Source organism: Peptoniphilus lacydonensis, from assembly GCF_900106515.1.
Taxonomy (GTDB): Bacteria; Bacillota; Clostridia; order Tissierellales; family Peptoniphilaceae; genus Peptoniphilus_A; species Peptoniphilus_A lacydonensis.
The window spans coordinates 1083150-1104354 of the sequence record NZ_FNWF01000003.1; the positions used below are offsets into that span (position 1 = coordinate 1083150).

General features: G+C 30.4%; 24 protein-coding genes. 23 read left to right on the forward strand and 1 reads right to left on the reverse strand.

What is annotated here, in order from left to right:
- The first annotated feature begins 11 nt into the window (after positions 1-11).
- The 10 genes from BQ5450_RS06865 to BQ5450_RS06910 all read left to right on the forward strand — a co-directional run bounded on the left by BQ5450_RS06865 (position 12) and on the right by BQ5450_RS06910 (position 11126).
- Positions 12-1142, forward strand: coding sequence for a THUMP domain-containing class I SAM-dependent RNA methyltransferase (locus tag BQ5450_RS06865; RefSeq protein ID WP_071126391.1), 1131 nt, complete (start codon positions 12-14; stop codon positions 1140-1142).
- Positions 1143-1204: 62 nt separating this feature from the next.
- Positions 1205-2302, forward strand: coding sequence for a PP2C family protein-serine/threonine phosphatase (locus tag BQ5450_RS06870; protein ID WP_234347001.1), 1098 nt, complete (start codon positions 1205-1207; stop codon positions 2300-2302).
- A 247-nt stretch (positions 2303-2549) separates the two neighbouring features.
- Positions 2550-4508 carry an S-layer homology domain-containing protein gene (locus BQ5450_RS08905; protein ID WP_083379746.1) on the forward strand — a complete coding sequence of 653 codons (1959 nt, stop codon included), beginning with the start codon at positions 2550-2552 and terminating at the stop codon, positions 4506-4508.
- A gap of 462 nt (positions 4509-4970) precedes the next feature.
- Entirely contained in the window at positions 4971-5405 is a 435-nt protein-coding gene (locus tag BQ5450_RS06880) for a universal stress protein (protein WP_010247534.1), read from the forward strand.
- A gap of 390 nt (positions 5406-5795) precedes the next feature.
- Entirely contained in the window at positions 5796-6938 is a 1143-nt protein-coding gene (locus tag BQ5450_RS06885; protein WP_010247535.1) for an acyl-CoA dehydrogenase, read from the forward strand.
- 18 nt (positions 6939-6956) lie between these two features.
- The gene (locus tag BQ5450_RS06890) at positions 6957-7757 is read left to right on the forward strand and encodes an electron transfer flavoprotein subunit beta/FixA family protein (RefSeq protein WP_071126393.1); all 801 of its coding nucleotides are present in this window, start codon (positions 6957-6959) and stop codon (positions 7755-7757) included.
- A 14-nt stretch (positions 7758-7771) separates the two neighbouring features.
- A complete protein-coding gene (locus BQ5450_RS06895) occupies positions 7772-8779 on the forward strand; it encodes an electron transfer flavoprotein subunit alpha/FixB family protein (RefSeq protein WP_010247539.1) in 1008 nt (335 codons plus the stop codon).
- Between the two features lie 174 nt (positions 8780-8953).
- The gene (locus BQ5450_RS06900; protein WP_071126394.1) at positions 8954-10096 is read left to right on the forward strand and encodes an FAD:protein FMN transferase; all 1143 of its coding nucleotides are present in this window, start codon (positions 8954-8956) and stop codon (positions 10094-10096) included.
- An 8-nt stretch (positions 10097-10104) separates the two neighbouring features.
- Positions 10105-10611, forward strand: coding sequence for a hypothetical protein (locus tag BQ5450_RS06905; protein ID WP_071126395.1), 507 nt, complete (start codon positions 10105-10107; stop codon positions 10609-10611).
- An 8-nt stretch (positions 10612-10619) separates the two neighbouring features.
- Positions 10620-11126: a phosphatidylglycerophosphatase A family protein gene (locus BQ5450_RS06910; RefSeq protein WP_010247545.1), complete on the forward strand. Its 507-nt coding sequence runs from the start codon at positions 10620-10622 to the stop codon at positions 11124-11126.
- A gap of 5 nt (positions 11127-11131) precedes the next feature.
- On the opposite strand, the gene BQ5450_RS06915 is transcribed toward BQ5450_RS06910, so the two are convergent.
- On the reverse strand, positions 11132-11776 hold the full coding sequence (locus BQ5450_RS06915) for a Crp/Fnr family transcriptional regulator (RefSeq protein WP_010247547.1): 645 nt from the start codon (positions 11774-11776) through the stop codon (positions 11132-11134).
- A 95-nt stretch (positions 11777-11871) separates the two neighbouring features.
- On the opposite strand from BQ5450_RS06915, the gene BQ5450_RS06920 reads away from it, so the two are divergent.
- From BQ5450_RS06920 to BQ5450_RS06980, 13 genes are all read left to right on the forward strand, one after another.
- Positions 11872-12174 carry an NAD(P)H-dependent oxidoreductase subunit E gene (locus tag BQ5450_RS06920; protein ID WP_267888189.1) on the forward strand — a complete coding sequence of 101 codons (303 nt, stop codon included), beginning with the start codon at positions 11872-11874 and terminating at the stop codon, positions 12172-12174.
- 14 nt (positions 12175-12188) lie between these two features.
- Positions 12189-13694 (forward strand): 4Fe-4S dicluster domain-containing protein, encoded by a 1506-nt coding sequence (locus BQ5450_RS06925; RefSeq protein ID WP_071126396.1) that lies wholly within the window; start codon positions 12189-12191, stop codon positions 13692-13694.
- Positions 13695-13821: 127 nt separating this feature from the next.
- Positions 13822-14250, forward strand: coding sequence for a 50S ribosomal protein L13 (gene rplM / locus BQ5450_RS06930; RefSeq protein ID WP_010247554.1), 429 nt, complete (start codon positions 13822-13824; stop codon positions 14248-14250).
- A 12-nt stretch (positions 14251-14262) separates the two neighbouring features.
- Positions 14263-14655: a 30S ribosomal protein S9 gene (gene rpsI, locus BQ5450_RS06935; RefSeq protein WP_010247555.1), complete on the forward strand. Its 393-nt coding sequence runs from the start codon at positions 14263-14265 to the stop codon at positions 14653-14655.
- 684 nt (positions 14656-15339) lie between these two features.
- Positions 15340-15558, forward strand: a complete 219-nt coding sequence (locus BQ5450_RS06940) for a hypothetical protein (protein WP_071126397.1) — start codon at positions 15340-15342, stop codon at positions 15556-15558.
- A gap of 65 nt (positions 15559-15623) precedes the next feature.
- Positions 15624-15914: a CD1845 family protein gene (locus tag BQ5450_RS06945; RefSeq protein ID WP_071126398.1), complete on the forward strand. Its 291-nt coding sequence runs from the start codon at positions 15624-15626 to the stop codon at positions 15912-15914.
- A gap of 85 nt (positions 15915-15999) precedes the next feature.
- Positions 16000-16983 (forward strand): replication initiator protein A, encoded by a 984-nt coding sequence (locus tag BQ5450_RS06950; protein WP_071126399.1) that lies wholly within the window; start codon positions 16000-16002, stop codon positions 16981-16983.
- Positions 16984-16997: 14 nt separating this feature from the next.
- Entirely contained in the window at positions 16998-17855 is an 858-nt protein-coding gene (locus BQ5450_RS06955) for an ATP-binding protein (protein ID WP_071126400.1), read from the forward strand.
- 14 nt (positions 17856-17869) lie between these two features.
- Positions 17870-18361: a PcfB family protein gene (locus tag BQ5450_RS06960; RefSeq protein WP_071126401.1), complete on the forward strand. Its 492-nt coding sequence runs from the start codon at positions 17870-17872 to the stop codon at positions 18359-18361.
- Between the two features lie 55 nt (positions 18362-18416).
- The gene (locus tag BQ5450_RS06965) at positions 18417-18776 is read left to right on the forward strand and encodes a type II toxin-antitoxin system RelE/ParE family toxin (protein WP_010245415.1); all 360 of its coding nucleotides are present in this window, start codon (positions 18417-18419) and stop codon (positions 18774-18776) included.
- A complete protein-coding gene (locus tag BQ5450_RS06970; RefSeq protein ID WP_010245412.1) occupies positions 18769-19053 on the forward strand; it encodes a type II toxin-antitoxin system RelB family anti-toxin in 285 nt (94 codons plus the stop codon). The genes BQ5450_RS06965 and BQ5450_RS06970 overlap by 8 nt, the downstream gene beginning before the upstream one ends.
- A gap of 17 nt (positions 19054-19070) precedes the next feature.
- A complete protein-coding gene (locus BQ5450_RS06975) occupies positions 19071-19268 on the forward strand; it encodes a hypothetical protein (RefSeq protein WP_044564905.1) in 198 nt (65 codons plus the stop codon).
- A 70-nt stretch (positions 19269-19338) separates the two neighbouring features.
- Positions 19339-21111 carry a VirD4-like conjugal transfer protein, CD1115 family gene (locus tag BQ5450_RS06980; RefSeq protein WP_071126402.1) on the forward strand — a complete coding sequence of 591 codons (1773 nt, stop codon included), beginning with the start codon at positions 19339-19341 and terminating at the stop codon, positions 21109-21111.
- Positions 21112-21205: the final 94 nt, after the last annotated feature.

Below are 21205 nucleotides of genomic sequence, written 5' to 3' on the forward strand. Positions count from 1 at the left end.
AGAGGTGTTAAATGAAAGAAATAAAACTTATCGCAACTACAAATATTGGGCTGGAGGCAGTTACTAAGAGAGAACTAATTGATCTTGGATACGATAATTTAAAGGTGAGCGATGGAAAGATTGAAATAAATTGTGGGCTAGAGGATATTCCTATTTTAAATTTAAGACTTAGAACGGCAGAGAGAGTTTTACTTTTAATTGATTCTTTTAAGGCGGAAACTTTTGAAGAACTCTTTGATAAAGTTTTTGAAATAAGATGGTGGGATTATATAAGCGAAAGCGACAATTTTATAATACAGGGCAGAAGTAGGAAGTCGAAATTATTTTCTATTTCAGACTGTCAAAGAATTACTGAAAAAGCAATTATAGAAAAATTAAAGATGAAGTATAAAGTTGCTTGGTTTGAAAAAAGTGGCCCTAGAGTTAAGGTAGAAGTATCTCTTTTAAATGATATTGCAGAAATCACAATGGACACATCAGGAAATGGGCTTCACAAAAGAGGGTATAGAGAGGTAAATTATAAAGCACCACTTTCAGAAACAATTGCGGCAAGTCTTATAAAACTTTCTTTTTGGAATAAAGATAGGGTTCTTGCAGATCCATTCTGTGGTTCAGGCACTATTCTCATAGAAGCTGCAATGATAGAAAAAAACATTGCACCTGGACTTATGAGGGATTTTGATTTTGAAAATTTTAAGTTTTTAAATCCAGAAATTTTTAAAGAGGAAAAGAAAAAATGTTATGGCGAAATAAAATATGACGAAAAGCTTGAAATTTTAGCATCAGATGTATCTCATAAGGCAATCCAAATTGCAAGGACAAATGCAGAGATACTTGGACTAGATGAAGATATCTCTTTTTTTCAAAAGGACATAAGGGATTTGGATCTTCCTGATGATTATGGAGTTCTAATAACAAATCCTCCTTATGGAGAGAGAATTGGAAAAGAAGATGTAGATGAATTAAATAGGGAACTGGGGAAACTTGCTAAAAGTCTAGATACTTGGTCTTTTTATATAATCACAGGAAATGAAAATTTTGAGAAAAATTTTGGGAGAAGAGCAGACAGAAATAGAAAACTCTACAATGGAAGACTGAAAACTTATTACTATCAATACTATGGTCCAAAACCAAAAAGATAGTAATTGTTAAGTTAAAAACAATTTGCTATACTGTAAATAATATGGTGAAAGAGGATGACGCATTGACAAATTATTTAAATGAAGACAAGATAGATGACAAAATTGATTTTCAAGTTTTAAATGCAATTGCAGATTTAGTCCGAGTTCTTGATTACAATGAAAAAGTTATCTTTGTAAATAAAGCTATGGAAGATCTTTTGGGTTATGACAGGGACAAAAAAGTTTGTGTAATTGGAGAGGATCTTTTTGATCCTGAAATAACTAGACGTGCTCTTTTAAGTGGTGAAGTCATTCAAAGAGAAGAGAATATTGGAAGTATGATTTTTTCTGTAAAATGCTCTCCAATAATAAATAAACATGGGCAAATCTTGGGAGTTGTAGAGGTCTTTAGAAATGTCACAATGGCGAGAAAACTCCAAAAAGAAATAATCGAAAAAAATAGATTTATGACAAGTGAAACTATTGCTGCATCTATAATTCAACAGACAGTTCTCCCAAAAAAAGGATTTATAAAAAATTTAAAAATAAATTATGTTTACAATCCTTCTACAATTTTAAGTGGAGATATGTTTGATGTATTTGAAATTGACAACGAAAATATTGCGGTTTATATAGCTGATTCAGTGGGACATGGCTTTGCGGCATCTATGGTAACCATGTTTATAAAATCTGTTATAAGAACTCTTGAGGACAGTACGCTTATTTCTCCAAAGAAAACTCTTGAAGAAATTTCAGAAAGATTTACAAGTTTAAGACTTGAAATAGAAAATTATTTTACTTGTTTTTATGGTGTTTATAATAGGAAAGAAGATAAATTTGTATTTTCAAATGCAGGTCATTTGCCAATGCCCATGAGAGTAAGAGATAGAGAATTTAAAAGTTTGGAAGCAGAAGGTTATCCTATCTCGAGATTTTTTGCGAATCCTAATTATGAAGAAAATGAAATAAAACTTTTTTCTGGCGATTATCTTTTATTTATGACAGATGGTGTAGTGGAAGCTAGAAATTCAGATAAGGAAGTCTTTGGATATGATAGAGTTCGTGAAATTATTTCCAATAATAATAGTGATATTTTAGAAATTTTAGAAAGTGAGCTTATTGAATTTAACGAAGGAACTCAAAAAGATGATATATCAATGTTACTTGTAAATGTGTGGTAAAAAAGCTGATTAAAAAAGGTCGACTAAAATAAATTGTTTATGAAATATTTCAGGCAAATTTTTTATTAAGGTAAATTTTGCCTGTTTTTTATTTTTTTGAAATAAAATTTTATAAATTTATCTAAGTAATGTTACAGAATTATTAAATTTTCTAAACTTTTGTAAAATGCTAAAAAATTTTTTATTATTGGGTATAATAGTACTGAGAAAAATATTTTAAATTAATTTATTATAAGGAGGAGAGTTTATGAACAATAAAAAATTACTTAGTCTAGCACTTGCTGGGGTAATGATAACAGCAATGCCATTTAATGTTTTTGCAGACGAAAAGGAAGGAGCATCAGATAAAACTACAGTAGGAGAATCAGCTAGAGAATCAGCAACTGGAGAAGAAAATCCATCTGTCCAAGATACTGAAGAAGTAACAGTAACATTTGATTCAGGCAGAGAAAGTGAAGTAACAGTTAAAACAATTAAAAAAGGGGAGACTGCAAAAGCTCCAGCAGCACCAACAAAAGAAGGATATAAGTTCAAAGGTTGGTATGATGGGGATACCGAATTTGATTTTGATAGAGCTATTACAACTGACACAGTTTTAACTGCAAAATGGGAAAAAGAAGAATCTTCTGAACCAGTTTCAAGAGAGCTTTCTATTTCTGAAAGACACATAAGAAATGGAAGATTTTATGGAGAGGTAACTTCTGATGGCGACGCTGTCGAAGGAGCTACAGTTACTCTTTATGATTATGATGGAGATAAGACAGGAAAGTCTACTACAACAGATGAAGATGGATATTTTGACATATATATAGGTTATGACTATGGATATGATGATGACGATGACTATTATTATAATGGATACCGTTATTACAGAGATGGTGATAGTTGGTATTATTATAGAAATGGTAAAAAATATTGGACAGATTATAGACCATCTAGAAGTAGACGTTCTAGAAGATATTATGATGGATATCTAAAGGCAGAAAAAAGTGGTTATGAATCAGATAAGTATGAATTAGATGGATACTATTCAAATGGCAGAAATTACAGATATGATAGATTCGACAGATATTACAAAGATGATTATGACAAAAGAGTTTATCCAACAGATATATCAAGAACTAAATATTCAACAAAGGGATATTTAAAAGGATATACAAATACGAGAGTATATGTATATGACGGAGATGATTATCTTGGAAGCGACACAACTGATAGTGATGGATATTTCAGAGTAACATGGGACAGCCCTTCTATTTCTACTTCAAGAAGTTTAGAATATTATGTATATGGTAGCAAATACAGCACAAATAATGGATATTCAATTATTCCTACTATAAACACAGTTAGTGCTGGAGCAAAATATGTAAGAGGTAATGCAGGGGCAAATGCAGATGTAACTATTTATGATTCAAACGGGGTTAAACTTGGTAGTGCAACTGCAGGTGACACTGGTATATACAATGTCACTTTAAATAGAGAACTAAAAGCTGGCGAAACTATTAAAGTTGAATCAAAAGAATCTGATAAGGTTGCAAAGACTGCTGAATACAAAGTTGAAGGTACATCAGTAGATACTGATGCAGAAAAACAAGTTGGCTATATTGCAGGATTTCCTGATGGAACGTTTAAACCTGAAAAAGAAGTTACAAGAGCAGAAGCTGTTAGAATGTTTGTAACACTTGTAAATGATGGAAAAGAAGTTCCAAAGAATTCTAAGACAGACTTTAAAGATGCAAATGACGCTTGGTATTCTGATGAAATTAATTTTGCAGTATCCAAAGGATTTATAAAGGGATATTCTGACAATACATTTAAACCAAATAATTCCATTACGAGAGCAGAATTTGCACAAATGATTTCTGTATTTGTTAAAGATGGTTATCCAGGAACTGGTTCTTTCAAAGATGTAAAGGGTCACTGGGCATCTGATGCAATAAATGAACTTTATGGAAATAAAATTGTGAGTGGTTATAAAGATGGCACTTTCAAGCCAGATCAAAAACTAACAAGAGCAGAAGCTGTAACAATTCTTAATTCAGTATTTGGCAGAAATACTAAATCAAGTTCTCTTTCAGATGTAAATGAAAGTTCACTAAAGAAATTTACAGATGTATCTAAGAGCCACTGGGCATATTATGAAATTCTAGATGCTTCTAATGGACACAAAGCTTCTAAATCTGGAGATTCAAGTGTTTGGAAATAAGTTTAAAATAAACTTTTAAAATTAAATTATGATGGACTAAGGTCTAATTAAGGCGGCAGGGGAAACCTTGCCGCTTTTATAATGATTATTTTATACAGTTTAATTACAATTAAGACATACATTATAGTTTTTGGCATCATTAACATAGCAATAGCAGGATTTATTTTCTTAAAAAGAATTACTGAGACATAAAATAAAAAGCTAAAGAACACATAGATGTATAAATTTTTAAATTCATATCTCTTTCTAATTTTAAATAAAAGAGTTATATCAATTAAGCTCATTAGCACAAAGGGAATGTTCGATAGTAAATCTTATTTTGATATTTGTCAACAATTTTTGTATTTTTTAAAATGAAGGCAATTTATCTTTATAAAGAATTACTATAATATTTTAAAAGTTTATTTTTTAGGGTATAATAATTATGTCGAAATGTATAATAAAAAAATACAGGAGGTAAAGATGAAGATATTAGTGCCAATTGATGGATCAAAAAGTTCAAAAAAGTCTATTGACGTAGCAAGAGAGATGGGAGAAAAATTAGAAGCCGATCTTTTAATCTTGACGGTTACTCCAGAAACATCTGTGTTTGAACAATATCCTGCTAATTTTAATTTCACACTTGAAATAGACAAGGCAAATGTTGAAAGAGCAGAAATGATTTTAAATAACGCGGAAACAGATTTAAGTGGATATCCTTTTAATGTAGAAACTTTTTACACTTCAGGAAATCCTGGAGAACAAATTTGTAAGTTTGCAGATGAAAAAGATGTTGATTTTATTATAATGGGAAACAGAGGTCTTGGTGCTTTTTCAAGAACGCTTCTTGGATCTGTTTCAAATAAAGTTATAAATCATTCTAAAAAGTCTGTTCTTGTTGTTAAGGCAGATATTTAATATTAGGCGGGTTGACCGCCTTTTTATTTTGGTGAAATTTTATTATATTATGCTAGAGTTTATTTAATGAAAATATTTTCTTTGATATATGAAATTAAAAAATGTTTTCAGGAAGTTCAGAAAAGAAAAAATGGCAGATTAAAAAAGTAATTTATAAATCTATAAAAGTTTAAATACTTTTAGTTAAATAAAATCAAAAATTTAAGTAATAAAGAATGATTTGTTTATAAAATTTTACTATAATTGCAAGTTTAAAATATTGCTAAGACAAGGTTAATTAAAGTTTTTTGACAAAAGAAAGCTTGAAAAACTAACGCATAATGATATAATGGAAACAGTGGTATGTTAATTAAATAACATTCTTTAGAATAATTGTTAGGGGGATTTTAAATGGATTTTAGAATGGACAAGGAACATCTATTGTTACAACAAATGTATCGTGCATTTGCTGAAACTGAAGTAGAACCTGTTGCTGCTGATGTTGATGCAACAGAAGAAGTTCCTATGGAAAATGTTAAAAAAATGGCCAAATATGGTTTCTTCGGAATACCATTTCCAAAAGAATATGGTGGACAAGGTGCAGATTATTTAGCTTATTCAATGGCAGTTGAAGAACTTTCAAAAAAATGTGCAACTACTGGTGTAATTGTATCTGCTCACACTTCACTTTGTTGTGCTCCAATTTATGAAAATGGTACAGAAGAACAAAAGAAAAAATATTTACCAGATTTATTAGCAGGTAAAAAGATTGGTGCCTTTGGACTTACTGAACCAGGTGCTGGTACTGATGCAAGTGGACAAAGAACAACTGCTGTACTTGATGGTGATGAATATGTACTTAATGGTTCTAAGATTTTTATAACAAATGCAGGATTTGCTGATGTATTTGTTATAATTGCAATGACTGACAGAACTAAAGGAACAAGAGGAATTTCTGCTTTCATAGTTGAAAGAGGAACTCCAGGATTTACTGTTGGTGAACCAGAAGATAAGATGGGTATTAGAGGATCTTCTACTTGCGAACTTATTTTTGAAGATTGTAGAATACCAAAGGAAAATCTTCTTGGAAGAGAAGGAAAAGGATTTGCGCTTGCAATGAAAACTCTTGATGGAGGAAGAATTGGTATTGCATCACAAGCTCTAGGTATTGCTGAAGGTGCAATTGACGAAACTGTTAAATACACTTCTGAAAGAAAACAATTTGGAAGAAGAATTTCTCAATTCCAAAATACTCAATTTGAACTTGCAGATATGAAATCTACAGCAGAAGCAGCTCAACTTTTAGTTTATAGAGCAGCTGATGCAAAATACCATGGGGAAGCTTATGGACATTATGCAGCTATGGCTAAATTATTTGCAGCTGACGCAGCTAGCGATATAACTAGAAGATGTCTTCAATTATTCGGTGGTTATGGTTACACTCGTGACTATCCAATTGAAAGAATGATGAGAGATGCTAAGATTACTGAAATTTATGAAGGTACATCTGAAGTAATGAAGATGGTTGTATCTGGCTGGATGGGCGTTAAATAATCGGAAGGAGTATTATAGATGAATATATTAGTATGTATTAAACAAGTACCTGACACTAATGAAGTTAGACTTGACCCTGTTACAAACACTCTTATTAGAGAAGGTGTTCCAAGTATAATTAACCCTGATGATAAATCAGGTCTTGAAATTGCTCTAAGACTTAAAGATGAAAATCCTGATGATGTGAAAGTAACTGTAGTATCAATGGGACCTCCACAAGCTGAAATGGCATTAAGAGAAGCACTTGCAATGGGAGCAGACGAAGCAATTCTTGTAAGTGATAGAGCTTTTGGTGGAGCTGATACTTGGGCAACTTCATGCACAATTACTGCTGCTTTACAACATATTGATTTTGATATTGTTGTTTGTGGTAGACAAGCAATTGATGGAGATACTGCACAAGTTGGACCACAAATTGCAGAACATCTTGGAGTTCCACAAGTTTCTTATGTTGAAGAACTAAAACTTGACGGCGATAAGAAAGGTGTTACTGTAAAAAGACAATTTGAAGACAGATATCACATTATAGATGTTAAATTCCCATGCTTAATTACTGCTATTGCAGAATTAGCTGAACCTAGATATATGACAATTGGTAAGGTTTTTGAAGCTTATCAAAAAGAAATCAAAGTTTGGGGACTTGAAGATATTAAAGACAAGTTAGATATGGCAAACATAGGACTCAAGGGATCACCTACAAAAGTTAAAAAATCTTTCCCTAAACAAGGTAAAGGTAAAGGAGTTCTTTTAACAGACCTTACTGCAGATGAAGCAGCTCAAGCTATCGTTGCTAAACTTCAAGAAAAGTATATTATCTAATTGGGGGTTTAAAAATGAGTAAAGATGTATTTGTATTTATAGAACAAAGAGATAATCAACTTGAAAAAGTTGGAATAGAACTTTTAGGAAAGGCAAGAGAACTTGCCGATGCTCTAGGACAAAATGTTGTTGCAATGTTACTTGGCGAAAAAGTAAAAGATCATGCAGAAATTCTTATAAAACACGGAGCAGATAAAGTTATTGTAGTAGAAGATGAAATGCTTAAAGAATATGTTACAGAACCATATGCAAAAGCAATTACACAAATCATAAAAGAAAAAGATCCTGAAATCGTAATTTACGGTGCGTCATCAATAGGTCGTGACCTTGCTCCAAGACTTGCAGCAAGAATTCACACAGGACTTACTGCTGACTGTACAAAACTTGAAATAGATGAAGAATCTAAAAACCTAATGATGACAAGACCTGCTTTTGGTGGTAATCTAATGGCAACAATTCTTTGCGAAGACTTTAGACCACAAATGGCAACAGTTAGACCAGGAGTTATGCAAGCACTTGATTCTGATGGTTCAAGAAAAGGTGAAATTGAAGAATTTAAAGTTGAATTTGATGACTCTGATATGAATGTAGAAATAAAAGAAATTTCTAAACAAGAATCTCAAAAGAAAGATATTACAGAAGCAAAAATCTTAGTATCAGGTGGACGTGGAATTGGTGGACCAGAAGGATTTAAACCACTTCAAGAACTTGCTGATACATTGGAAGCAGAAATTTCTGCATCAAGAGCATCAGTTGACTCTGGTTGGATTACAAAAGATCACCAAGTTGGACAAACTGGGAAAACTGTAAGACCAGAACTTTATTTTGCAATGGGTATCTCTGGAGCAATCCAACACGTTGCAGGTATGGAAGATTCTGATCTTATCATAGCAGTTAATAAAGACCCAGAAGCAGCAATTTTTGAAATAGCTGATCTTGGTGTAGTTGGTGATATTAACGCAGTTGTTCCAAAATTAATTGAATCAATTGAAAGAGAAAAGAAAATTAAAGCTGAAATTTAATTTTCTTTTAAAAATTGTAAATTTTTGAGAGGTTGCATTTGTTTGTGACCTCTTTTTATTTTTAATAAAATGTGAAAAAATTTAGTCGTGTTAAAGTGAATTTTAAAAATAATTGGTATGAATCCTCTATTGTAAAGAGATATCTCTAAATGGTATCATGTAAGAGGTGATATTATGAGGAAAAACTTTTTAATTGTGATTATGTGTAGCATTTTAATTTTTACAGGTTGCAATAAAAACAATAATCAGAAAATTAAAAATGGAAATAATGTAAATATTAGTAGTAATAATGCTAAAGATAGTGGGTCTAAAGTTTCTGGGAATATTGAAAAATATGATTTGGAATTTTATGAAACTTTTGACACTGTTGTAGATGTTGCAATTTATTCTGATGATAAAGATTTCGCAGAGAAGAATTTGCAATATACTAAAAAGAGATTTGAAGAACTTCACAAACTTTTTGATAATTATAAAAACTATGAGGGGATAACAAATGTAAAAACTATAAATGACAATTCTGGTATTAAGGGTGTTGTAGTTGGTGATGTTTTATTTAATTTAATAAAGAATTCTATTGATGATAATAATATTATTTCACACAATACAGATGTTGCTATCGGACCAGTGACTGAACTTTGGAATAGTTATAGAGAATTATATGAAAGTGGAAAAACTGCTTCTGAAGTGAAAGAAATAAAGGGATCTACTCTTCCAAAGAATAGTGAATTAGAAAGATTGCGTGCTCTTACAAATATTAATAATATAAAGCTTAATGAAGAAAAAAAAGAAGTTTATCTCGAAAAAGAGGGTATGAAGCTCGATCTTGGTGCTACTGCTAAGGGTTATGCAACTGAAATTGTGGCAAAAGAATTGGAAGAAAGAGGAGTTACTTCTGGGATAATATCTGCTGGGGGAAATGTTAGGATAATAGGAAGTCCTGGAGATGGACGTGAATTTTTTAGTATTGGAATTCAAAATCCTGATTTAGAAAATGAAAATTCTATTCTTCTAACGATGAAGTTAAAGGATACTTCTGCTGTCACAAGTGGTGATTATCAAAGATATTTTGAAGTTGATGGAACTAGGTATTGCCATATTATAGATCCGGATACTTTAAAACCATCTAGGAGATTAAAGTCAGTTACGGTTATAAATAAAGATTCGGGATTGTGTGATTTTTTGTCAACAGCTGCTTTTAATTCTTCCAATGAAGAAATAGAAAGTTTGGCAAAAAAAACTAATTCAGCAATTATTTGGGTAGATGAAAATATGAAATTGAATTACACTGACAGTGCCAAGGAATATATTAAAGACTAGGGGTTGACATGAGGAATAACACACGAGGTTTAATTTTTCACATTTTGATAGTTTTTATAACTTTTCTTTTGGCAGCTCTCATAAATTTAAGTGATTCTGTTAGAAGATTGGTTTATGGAAATATTTTTTTCAAACTAATTGTAGTAGCTGTAATTTTTGTTTTGTATTTTAATTTTGGAAAATTACTTTCTAAGAGAAATGCAAAAAGTTTGGATTTTTTTGCTGGCAATTTAATTATTTTAATTGGTCTTATATTGTTTGGACTTGGATTTTTGGGACTTGGGACAAAAATTTTCAGCACTTCTGTGGGTGGAAGTTATTGGAAGTTTCCCCTTGAGTTTTTTCTTATGCCAGAAGTTTATTCAATAAAAGTTTTGGGAATTAAGTACAATGGATTTAGTCTTTTAGTAGCTGCACTTATACCTGGTATTATTTATGGCTTTAGCATAAAAATTTCCAGAGCAAAAATTATTAGAAGAAGTAGAGTTAGAAGTAGAAGAAGAAATATTAAATAGGAGGATTTGTGAAGGGAAGTATTTATAAATACGATAGTGAAGAGCTTTATAATGAAACTGTAAAAAGACTCGAAGATTTTGGAGTTGAATTAATTGAAATAGCAAAACTTGTTCAAGTTCTTCAAGGGGAGTATATTGAAAATTTGAGTTTGGAAAGATGCCTTGAAAGTGTTGAGAGCGTAATTAGAAAAAGAGAAGCAATTCATGCAATACTTACAGGACTTGCCTTAGATGATTTGGCAAATGAAGGAAAGCTTCCAGAGCCTATCCAATCAATTATATATGATGATGAAGGGCTTTATGGAGTTGATGAAATTTTAACTCTTGGCATTATAAATATGTATGGAACCATTGGGCTTACAAATTTTGGGTATCTTGATAAGAAAAAAATTGGAATTATAAAAGATTTAGATGAAAAGAAAAAGGAAGAAAGAGTTACTACTTTTGCAGATGATTTAGTGGCAGCAATAGCTGCAGCGGCATCTGCAAGAATAGCACATCAAAATAGAAAATAAATTAACTATAAAATGCGGAAGGTTTTGTTGTCGTAGTCAATAAGACCTTCCTTTTTCAGTTTTGAAAGTTCTCTTGAAAGAGAAGAACGATTTAAATTTAAAAATTGTGCAAGTTCTGTAATATTAAAGTCAATTGTGAAATATTTTGAATGATTCTTTCTAGATTCATTAGATAGAAAGTATAAAATTTTTGCTCGAGTAGATGGAAGAGATAATAGATTTAATTTGTCGCGCATAAATAAATTTTTATTTGCCAAGATTTTTATTAAATTGTCGTTGACTTTTTCTTTTGAAATTGATGAACTTTCTTTAAAGGAATTGTAGTCAAAGAAAATCACTTCTGTATACACAGTGCTTTCAACAGAAAGAGGAATTTCTTCTATATTTTGTATAAGTACTGATTCTGCAAAAAGTGCTGGTGCAGATAATTTTGAAAGTATAGTTTTATTGCCAAAGTCATCATCAATTGCAAGTTCAATTTGACCACTTAATAGAATTCCAAAATTATTAATTTTGTCCCCAACGTTAAATATTGTAGTTCTGCTTGGATAATATTTTATATCAGACATAAATTTTTTAATTTCATTTAATTCACAATCATTTAGATTTTTAAATAACTCAATATTTTTCAATGCTTTTAGAATTTCCATTCAACACCTCATTTATATTGTAACATTAATTAATAGAATTATTTAAATTAATTATAATGAAGATTGAAGAACAAATTGTTAAATGTTAAACTATCATTAGGTTTAGTGAAGAAGAGGGAGGATATATGAAAGTTACTATTTGTATGGGTGCTAGATGTACCCTTATGGGGGCTAACGCTATATACGATGCTGTGGAATATTTGCAAGAGCATTTATGTGGACCAGATTCAGAACTTTGCTCAGCTGAGAATTTAGAAATTGAGTTTGCACATTGTTTAGATTATTGCAAAATTCACAAAAATGAAGCATCACCTGTTGTAATTGTAGATGACGAGATAATGCTAAAAGCGACTGCTCAAGAAGTGAGTGCAAAAATTATTAGCAAACTGAGAATTTGAGATAGAGGGAAAAAATGAAAGAAATTTATGGAACACTTGTTGACATAAGAAGAAAAGTTTTTGCAGAAGTTGCAAGAATTGCTTATAATGATTTAGATATTTCTGCTCTTGAGGATTCCAGTTATAGAATTGTGCCTGGAGAAGTTGCAAAGTATAGAAATGATATATTTAGAGAAAGAGCAGTTGTAGATGAAAGGCTTAGACTTGCAATGGGCCTTGATGTTAGAGAGATAGGAGTTTTTAAAAAAGTTACTGATGGGTTTGATGAAGTTGATATAGATACTAATGCTTATCAAAAACCACTTATAAATGTTATAAAATTTGGCTGTGAATCTTGCCCAACAAAATCTTTTTATACTACTGATAATTGTAGGAAATGTATTGCGCATCCGTGTATAAATGTGTGCCCAGTAAATGCAATTTCAATGGGAAAAGATAGGACTATAATTGATAAAGAAAAATGTGTAAGATGTGGCAGATGTGAAGAAGCCTGCCCATATAATGCAATTGTAAAATATGAAAGACCATGTGCAGCTGCCTGTGGAGTAAATGCAATTTCATCAGATGAATATGGGAGGGCAGAAATAGACCATGATAAATGCGTGGCATGTGGAAGATGTATTGCAGAATGCCCTTTCGGAGCAATATCTGACAAAACACAAATTTTTCAACTTATAAAGGCAATTAAATCGGGCAAAAAAGTTTATGGAGCCATAGCACCTTCATACGTGGGACAATTTGGTGCAAACACAAGTGCTGAGCAAATAATAGAAGCCATAAAACAACTTGGATTTGAAGATGTAATCGAAGTTGCACTTGGAGCAGACCTTACGACTCTTCACGAAGCAAAGGAATACCTAGAGAGAGTGCCAGAAGACATACCTTTTATGGGTACAAGCTGTTGTTTTTCTTGGACTCTTATGATTAGAAATGAGTTCCCAGAATTTTTCGAGCAAGTTTCTGACTCTGGTTCTCCAATGAGATATACTGCAAATCACATAAAAGAGCAAGACCCAGATGCGGTAGTTGTATTTATTGGACCTTGTACTTCAAAAAAATTAGAAGCAATTGACACTAAGGTTAAATCTGATGTAGACTTTGTGATTACTTTTGAAGAATTAATGGGAATGTTCGTAGCAAAGAATGTTGAACCTTCAGAAATAAAAGTTGAAGAAGATGTTGAAGACGGCTCTGCGCTAGGTAGAGGATATCCAATTGCTGGTGGTGTTGCCCAGTCTGTTAAAGTCGTTGCAGAAGAACTTGATCCAGATAAAGAAATTCACATCCAAGGGGCTCACACACTTTCTGAATGTATGAAGATGCTAAAAGTTGCCAAAGCAGGGAAGTTAGACGGGTATCTTTTAGAAGGTATGGCTTGCCCTGGGGGTTGTATAGCTGGAGTTGGTACTGTTGCATCTGTAAACAGAGTTAAAAAACAAATTGAAAAATTCAAAAAGGATTCAATTTATAAAACTCCTCTTGAAAATGAGAATATAGCAAAAGAAAGAGAAGTTTTATAAAAATAAAACTAATAAATTTATAAAAAATTCCCTATAAATATTGACAAGAGAGGCTTTCTAGTCTAAAATATAGGTCATGTTTAAAAAGCCCCGGAATAATTTTTAAACTATTTAGGAGGAAAATTCATTGAAAAGCTACATGGCTAAAGCAAATGAAGTTGAAAGAAAATGGTATGTAATTGATGCTGAAGGAAAAGTACTTGGTAGAGTAGCATCTGAAATTGCAAGTATATTAAGAGGAAAGAAAAAGCCTATCTATACACCACATGTGGACTGTGGGGACTATGTTATTGTAATTAATGCAGACAAAGTTGTATTGACAGGTAACAAGATGAATCAAAAGATTCATGCATATCACACTGGATATCCAGGCGGAAGAAAAGAAATTGTTTATTCTGAAATGATGGAAAAAAGGCCTGAAAAAGTTATTGAACTTGCTGTTAAGGGAATGCTTCCTAAGAATAGACTTGGCAGAAAGATGATTAAAAAACTAAAAGTTTATGCAGGTAGTGAACATCCACATGCTGCTCAATCACCTGAAGTTTATGAAATTTAATTGGAGGTAAGAATGGATACTATACAATACAGAGGTACTGGAAGAAGAAAAAAATCCATCGCTCAAGTTAGACTTCTACCTGGCAATGGAAAATTTACAATTAATGGAAAAGATATTGAAGAATATTTTGATTATGAAACTCTAAGAACAGTTGCAAAAGAACCACTTGAACTTACTGATACCGAGTCATCTTTTGATGTAATTGTCAAAGTAGTTGGAGGTGGATATTCAGGACAAGCTGGTGCTGTTAGACATGGTGTTGCAAGAGCACTTCTTGAAGTTGATCCTGAATACAGATCAGTTCTTAAAAAGGCAGGATTCTTGACAAGAGATCCGAGAATGAAGGAAAGAAAGAAATACGGTCTTAAAAAAGCAAGACGTTCTCCTCAATTCTCAAAAAGATAATTTTATATTATTTTTACAAAGACCTTGGAAACAGGGTCTTTTTGTTTGCAATAAATTGTAAAAATGTATCTAAAAAATCTTTATTTATAATTTTCTATAAATTTAAAATAATTCTTGACAAATATTAAGCGAAATAATATTATCAAAATAAAGAGTAGTAATTAAAATTGAATACAAGGTAGAGGTTGTAACTGTGGATATCATGGACTTTAGATATTTAGATTATATGCACGATGTTAATGATTTTTTCACAAAAATACAAAAGGCAGAGGAACCTTTTGTATTGCCTAAATATGATATATATAAATGGGATACATATATGAGTTTTGATATAGATTCTAACAATCCTATATTTTAAAATCATAATTTTAATACATAGGATTGTTAGACTATTCTTCATGGTTTCATGAAGTTTGTACGCAGTAGGTTTTTGAGCCGAGGTGGTTATAATGGGAGGTGAAATGCAATGTCAAATAAAATACTTAAACTACAAGAAATGAAGGCTAACGAAAGTAAAGTAGTTTCTAGAAAATCTGGTTAAAACAGTAGTTTCAATGCTATAAGCCAAATAGCAATTGCTTAAAGTTAGTCCTAAATAATGAAAGAAACTATTAAATAATAAGACCGCCTTTAAGTTAATTATAATTTTGGTGGTCTTATTTCTTTAAAATTGGAGATGATTTTATGGAGGTTATTAAAGTAAAAAACCTTTACCATACTTTTGATGGAAGTAACTATATTTTAAAAGACATATCTTTATCATTAAAAAAGTCTGAGTCAATAGCGATTATGGGTCCTTCTGGTTCAGGGGAGAATAGTATAATGGTGACAGATACAATAATTAAGTTAAATCAAGGTTTAAAGGCTTCCACAAAATTTTTAAACAAGATGATTTTAATTTGAATCTGTCATCTTTTTGTTGAATTCACAAAATAAATTTAATTTAGGTAAAAAGGATTGAAGAGGATATGATAATAGTTAGAGTGATTTTTAAAATCATACTTTTTCCTATTAGTATAGCACTAAGTATTATTGCTATGTTTTTAACTTTTATATTGGGACTTAGTACGGTATTTTTTAAATTAATATCTTTTATTGCAATAATGGGGTTTTTAGGATCTGTTATTAACGGAGAAAAAAATCTTGCAGTTGAAGCCATTATATTAGCATTTCTTTTTAGTCCTTATGGAATTCCAGCGTTAGGATGTGTTGTAGTAGAATTAATAGAAGAGGTGAATAAAAAAATAAAATTAATATAAAAACAAAACATAAAAATTAATTCAAGAAGAGATAGCAAATTAAGATATGCTGTCTCTTTTTCTGTACTAAGAAAGGGGGTGTAAGATGAAAGAAATAGTAGAATTTGAATATTACTATGGTAATGAAGCAGAACAATATTCGTTTTTTAGAATTCCAAAATCTTTATTTACTAATCAATATTTTAATAGTATGTCAGTAGAAGCTAAAGTCTTATATGGAATTTTATTAGATAGAATGAGTTTGTCACTAAAAAACAAATGGTTAGATGAGTCAAACAAAGTATATATCATTTACACCATAGAAGAAATTATGGAAGTGTTAAATTGGGGTAGAAATAAGTCCGTTAAGATAATGAAAGAAATCGAAGAAATAGGGCTATTAGAAAAAAAGAGACAGGGACTTGGCAAGCCAAATCTACTTTATGTAAAGAACTTTATATACACAGGAAACAATAAACCTACAGAAGTTTCAAAAGTAAACTTGCAGAAGTTTAAAAATCAAACTTCAAGAAGTTTCAATAATAAATCTCAAGAAGTTTTAAAAGAGGACTCTAATAATACTAATATTAATAATACTGATATTAGTAATACTGATTTTAATAATCCCACCTCCATAGCATTCTTAAAATATGAAGAAGAAAATTTAGATAGAACAATTTTGGAGGAGGCAAAATTAAAAGAAAAGATTAAAAATAATATATCTTATGAAATATTTGAGAAATCAAGGATAGAAGATAAGAAACAAGTAGATGTAATTATAAATGTTCTGGTAAGAGCATTAAATAATTCTAAAAGCATTCACATAGGTGGGCTGAAGATAGATCATAAAAAGTTAAAAGAAAAGATTCTAAATCTAAACTATAAACATATAGATTATGTATTGACATATTTAAAAGAAAACGCACCCAAAGATATAAGAAATATAAACGCTTACTTGCTTACACTCTTATATAATGCAGATGAAAATATTAAAAATATGGAAATTATAAAAGGCAGTAATAATAACAATAAAAAATATGACTATAGTAGAGATGAAGATATCTGGCAAGAATTTTTAAATATGAAATAGGAGGTGAAATTTCTATGGAATCAATTAAAGATATTTTAGAAAACAATATAGAACCATTAGAAAAAATATATTTTTCAAAAAAAGACAATAATGAAAGTTATATAGATCAAAAAACAGGACTAAAATATTGCTCACATTGTAAAAGTCCAATGGAAAAAGAAATTGACTTTTTAGGAAAAAGAAAAAAAGTACCTATTTTATGTAAGTGTAAACAAGAAAAACAAAAACAGCAGGAAGAAGAAAGGCAGAAGATTAATCATCTTTTAAAGATTGATAGATTAAAAAAAGAATGCTTTGATGATCCTATACTTTTAAATTGGAACTTTGCTAACATGGATAAAGACAGCGAACATGAAGAAGTAGCAAGAAATTATGTAGAAAAATTTGATGATATATATATAAATAATATAGGTTTAATTTTAACAGGAGATGTAGGATGTGGAAAAACTTATCTTGCAAGTTCCATAGCTAATAGTCTTTTAGAAAAAGAAATAAAAGTTAAGATGACAAACTTTTCAGTAATTTTAAATGATATGACAAACTTTGAAATTGACAAAAGTAAATATATTGAAAAGCTAAATAATAAGCAACTACTTATTATAGATGACTTTGGAATGGAAAGAGACACAGCTTTTGCAGCAGAACACATCTTTAATATCATCGATAGTAGATATAGAGTAGGTAAACCTCTGATTATAACTACGAATTTAAGTATATCAGCCTTAACAAACCCTCAAACAATAAAAGATAAAAGAATTTACTCAAGAATACTTGAAATATGTAGCCCAATTATATTTACGGGAGAAAACAGAAGAATAGAGAAAATGAAAGAAAAGTCGAAATTAGCCTATGAAATATTAAAAAATAAATGAAAGTAGGTGAGTAAATGCAAAATGACGATATCAATAGTAGAACAATTGCCATAATGAAAAAAGCTGGAGTAGTAACAGCTAAGCAAGTTATAAACTTAATGAAAAAAATATTAGAAATAAATAAGCAAAAAGCAAGCTTAGAAAAGACAGGGGCAATTAGCAAATTTAAGAAAGTTAAAGTAAAAGATCTGGTAAAAAAAGGAAAAGTAGAAACCTTAGAGCTTAATGATATAGATTTAAAGACTTTAAAAAGAGAATTAAAAAGATATGGAGTTAAATTTTCAATAAAAAAAGATTTAGAAAGCGGAAATAATATTATATTTTTTCAAGCAAAAGATGAAAAGATAATGGAACAAGCCTTTAAGAAAACTGTATATAAATTTACTCGAGAAGAGTCCATGAAAAAAGAATCTGTTATAGAAAAATTAGCTAACTTCAAAGAGAAAGTAAAAGCTACAACGGATAAGGATAAGGTTAAGCATAAACATCAAGAGCAAAGTTTATAAGGGAAAAGATTGACAATATAGGATATATCCTATAAAATGAAAGTGAAAAGATAGAATGAATCAATTTATAGTTGAATATTATGAAAAGGAAGATGGAAGCTATCCAGTAGAGGAATTCCTCTTATCTTTGGATATAAAAATGAGGGCTAAAGTATTTAGAAACTTAGAACTCTTAGAAATAAAGGGGAATCAACTTAGAGAGCCATATTCAAAACATTTAGAAGATGGAATATTTGAGTTAAGAGTGAAACTAGGAAAAAACATAACAAGAGTTCTATATTTTTTTGTCATAGGAAATAAAGTGATATTGACTAATGGATTTATAAAGAAAACACAAAAAACACCAAGGTCAGAAATTAAATTAGCCAAGCAATATAGGGAAGATTATCAGAGAAGGAGTTATAAAAATGAGTAAAAATTTTAGAGATACCTTAAAGGAAGAAATGGAAAACCCCGAATTTAAAAAAGAATGGGATAATTTAGAGGTGGAATTTCAAATAATAAAGGCTATGATAGATGGAAGAAATGAGAATCACCTTACTCAAAGAGAACTCTCAGATATGACAGGTATTGCCCAAGGGGATATTAGTAAAATAGAAAATGGTAATGCTAATCCTTCTATTAAAACCTTGGATAGACTTGCAGATGCATTAGGAAAGAAATTGAAAGTTACCTTTGAAAGTAAAATATAAGTATATAAGTGTATGAAATGAAGAAAAATGTTTGTCCTAGATGTAAAAGGGAAATGAAGCAACAGTTTATAGGTTTATTACATTGTAAATGTGGAATGAGTTATCATAAAGATTTAGGATATTTTGAAAGAAGTGAAGATATGATTTTTGCTTTGGAAAGAAAAAGAATAGGTAAAAAGGTAAAAAAAGTTCCAGTAATAAGGTATAAAAAATAAACAAAACTGATAAGAGAGTTATTAATTTTTTAGAAAGGGAGTGAACAAGACGAAAATACTTAATGAAGTAATGAAAGATATAAAGAATGTATTTCACATACGAGATAAGAAAAGATTTATTTTAGAAAATCTTCCATATCTCGTATTTTTTTATATAGGAAATATACTAGCTAGTCATATAAACTCCTATGAAGGAGGAGATATATTAGATAGAATTATGGTAGCCTCTAGTCAAATTGATAGTTTAAATTATTTTCTTTCGTTTAAAATAAGAAATATATTAGCAGGGGTAATACTAGCATTAATTATTAAATTGGTTTTAATACAAAAGAAGAAAAAAGCAAAAAAATTTAGAGAAGGTAAAGAGTATGGATCTGCAAGATGGGGGAACGAAAAAGATATAGAGCCATATATTGATAAAAAGTTTGAAAATAACATTCTACTAACTCAAACAGAGAGACTTACAATGAATAATCGCCCTCAGAATCCTAAATATGCAAGAAATAAAAATGTTCTTGTCATTGGTGGTTCTGGTTCAGGAAAGACAAGATTTTTCGTAAAGCCAAATCTCATGCAAATGCATTCGTCTTATGTAGTTACTGATCCTAAAGGAACATTAGTATTAGAATGTGGGAAAATGCTAGAAAAAAATGGATACGAGATAAAAATTTTAAATACCATTAACTTTAAAAAGTCTATGAAGTACAATCCATTCGCTTACATTAGAAGTGAAAAAGATATACTCAAATTAGTACAAACAATCATTGCAAATACAAAAGGTGAAGGTGAAAAGTCAACTGAAGATTTTTGGATTAAGGCAGAAAAGCTCTATTATACTGCCCTCATCGGTTATATTTACTATGAAGCACCAAAAGAAGAACAAAATTTTTCAACCTTGTTAGCTATGATAGATGCATCAGAAGTTAGAGAAGAAGATGAAAACTTTAAAAATGCTGTTGATTATATGTTTGAAGCTTTAGAAAAAGAAAAGCCAGATCATTTTGCAGTAAAACAATACAAAAAATACAAACTTGCTGCGGGTAAGACTGCTAAATCTATTCTTATTTCTTGTGGAGCAAGACTTGCACCATTTGATATCGAAGAATTAAGGGGTTTAATGAGCGAAGATGAATTAGAGCTTGATAAAATTGGAGATAGAAAAACTGCTTTATTTGTAATAATATCAGATACAGATGATACCTTTAACTTTGTAGTATCAATAATGTATTCTCAGTTATTTAATCTATTATGTGATAAGGCAGATGATGAGTATGGCGGAAGATTGCCAGTTCATGTAAGATGTCTACTTGATGAGTTTAGCAATATAGGTCAGATTCCAAAGTTTGAAAAGCTAATTGCCACAATTAGAAGCAGAGAAATATCAGCTTGCATTATTTTGCAAGCTCAGTCTCAACTAAAAGCAATTTATAAAGATAATGCGGACACCATAGTAGGAAATTGTGATTCCACATTATTTTTAGGTGGTAAAGAAAGGACAACCTTAAAAGAACTATCTGAAAGTTTAGGCAAAGAAACAATAGATCTATATAATACGTCGGAAACTAGATCAAATCAAAAAAGTTTTGGTTTAAATTATCAAAAAACTGGAAAAGAATTAATGAGTCAAGATGAGATAACTGTAATGGATGGAGGTAAATGTATTTATCAACTAAGAGGAGTGAGACCATTTTTATCTGATAAGTTTGATATAACTAAGCATAAAAATTATAAATTACTTGAAGATTATGATAAGAAAAATGTGTTTGATATAGAACAATATTTTAAGAAGAAGGATGGAATTAGATTAAAAAGTGATATGGAAGTTGAAGTTTTAGAGGCATAAAATTAAAATTGAATATTGTCTAAGGTATAAATAAAGTTATTGAAGATTTAAAAACAGCAAGAGAATTAATTATTACAAATTTAAAATTAATTAA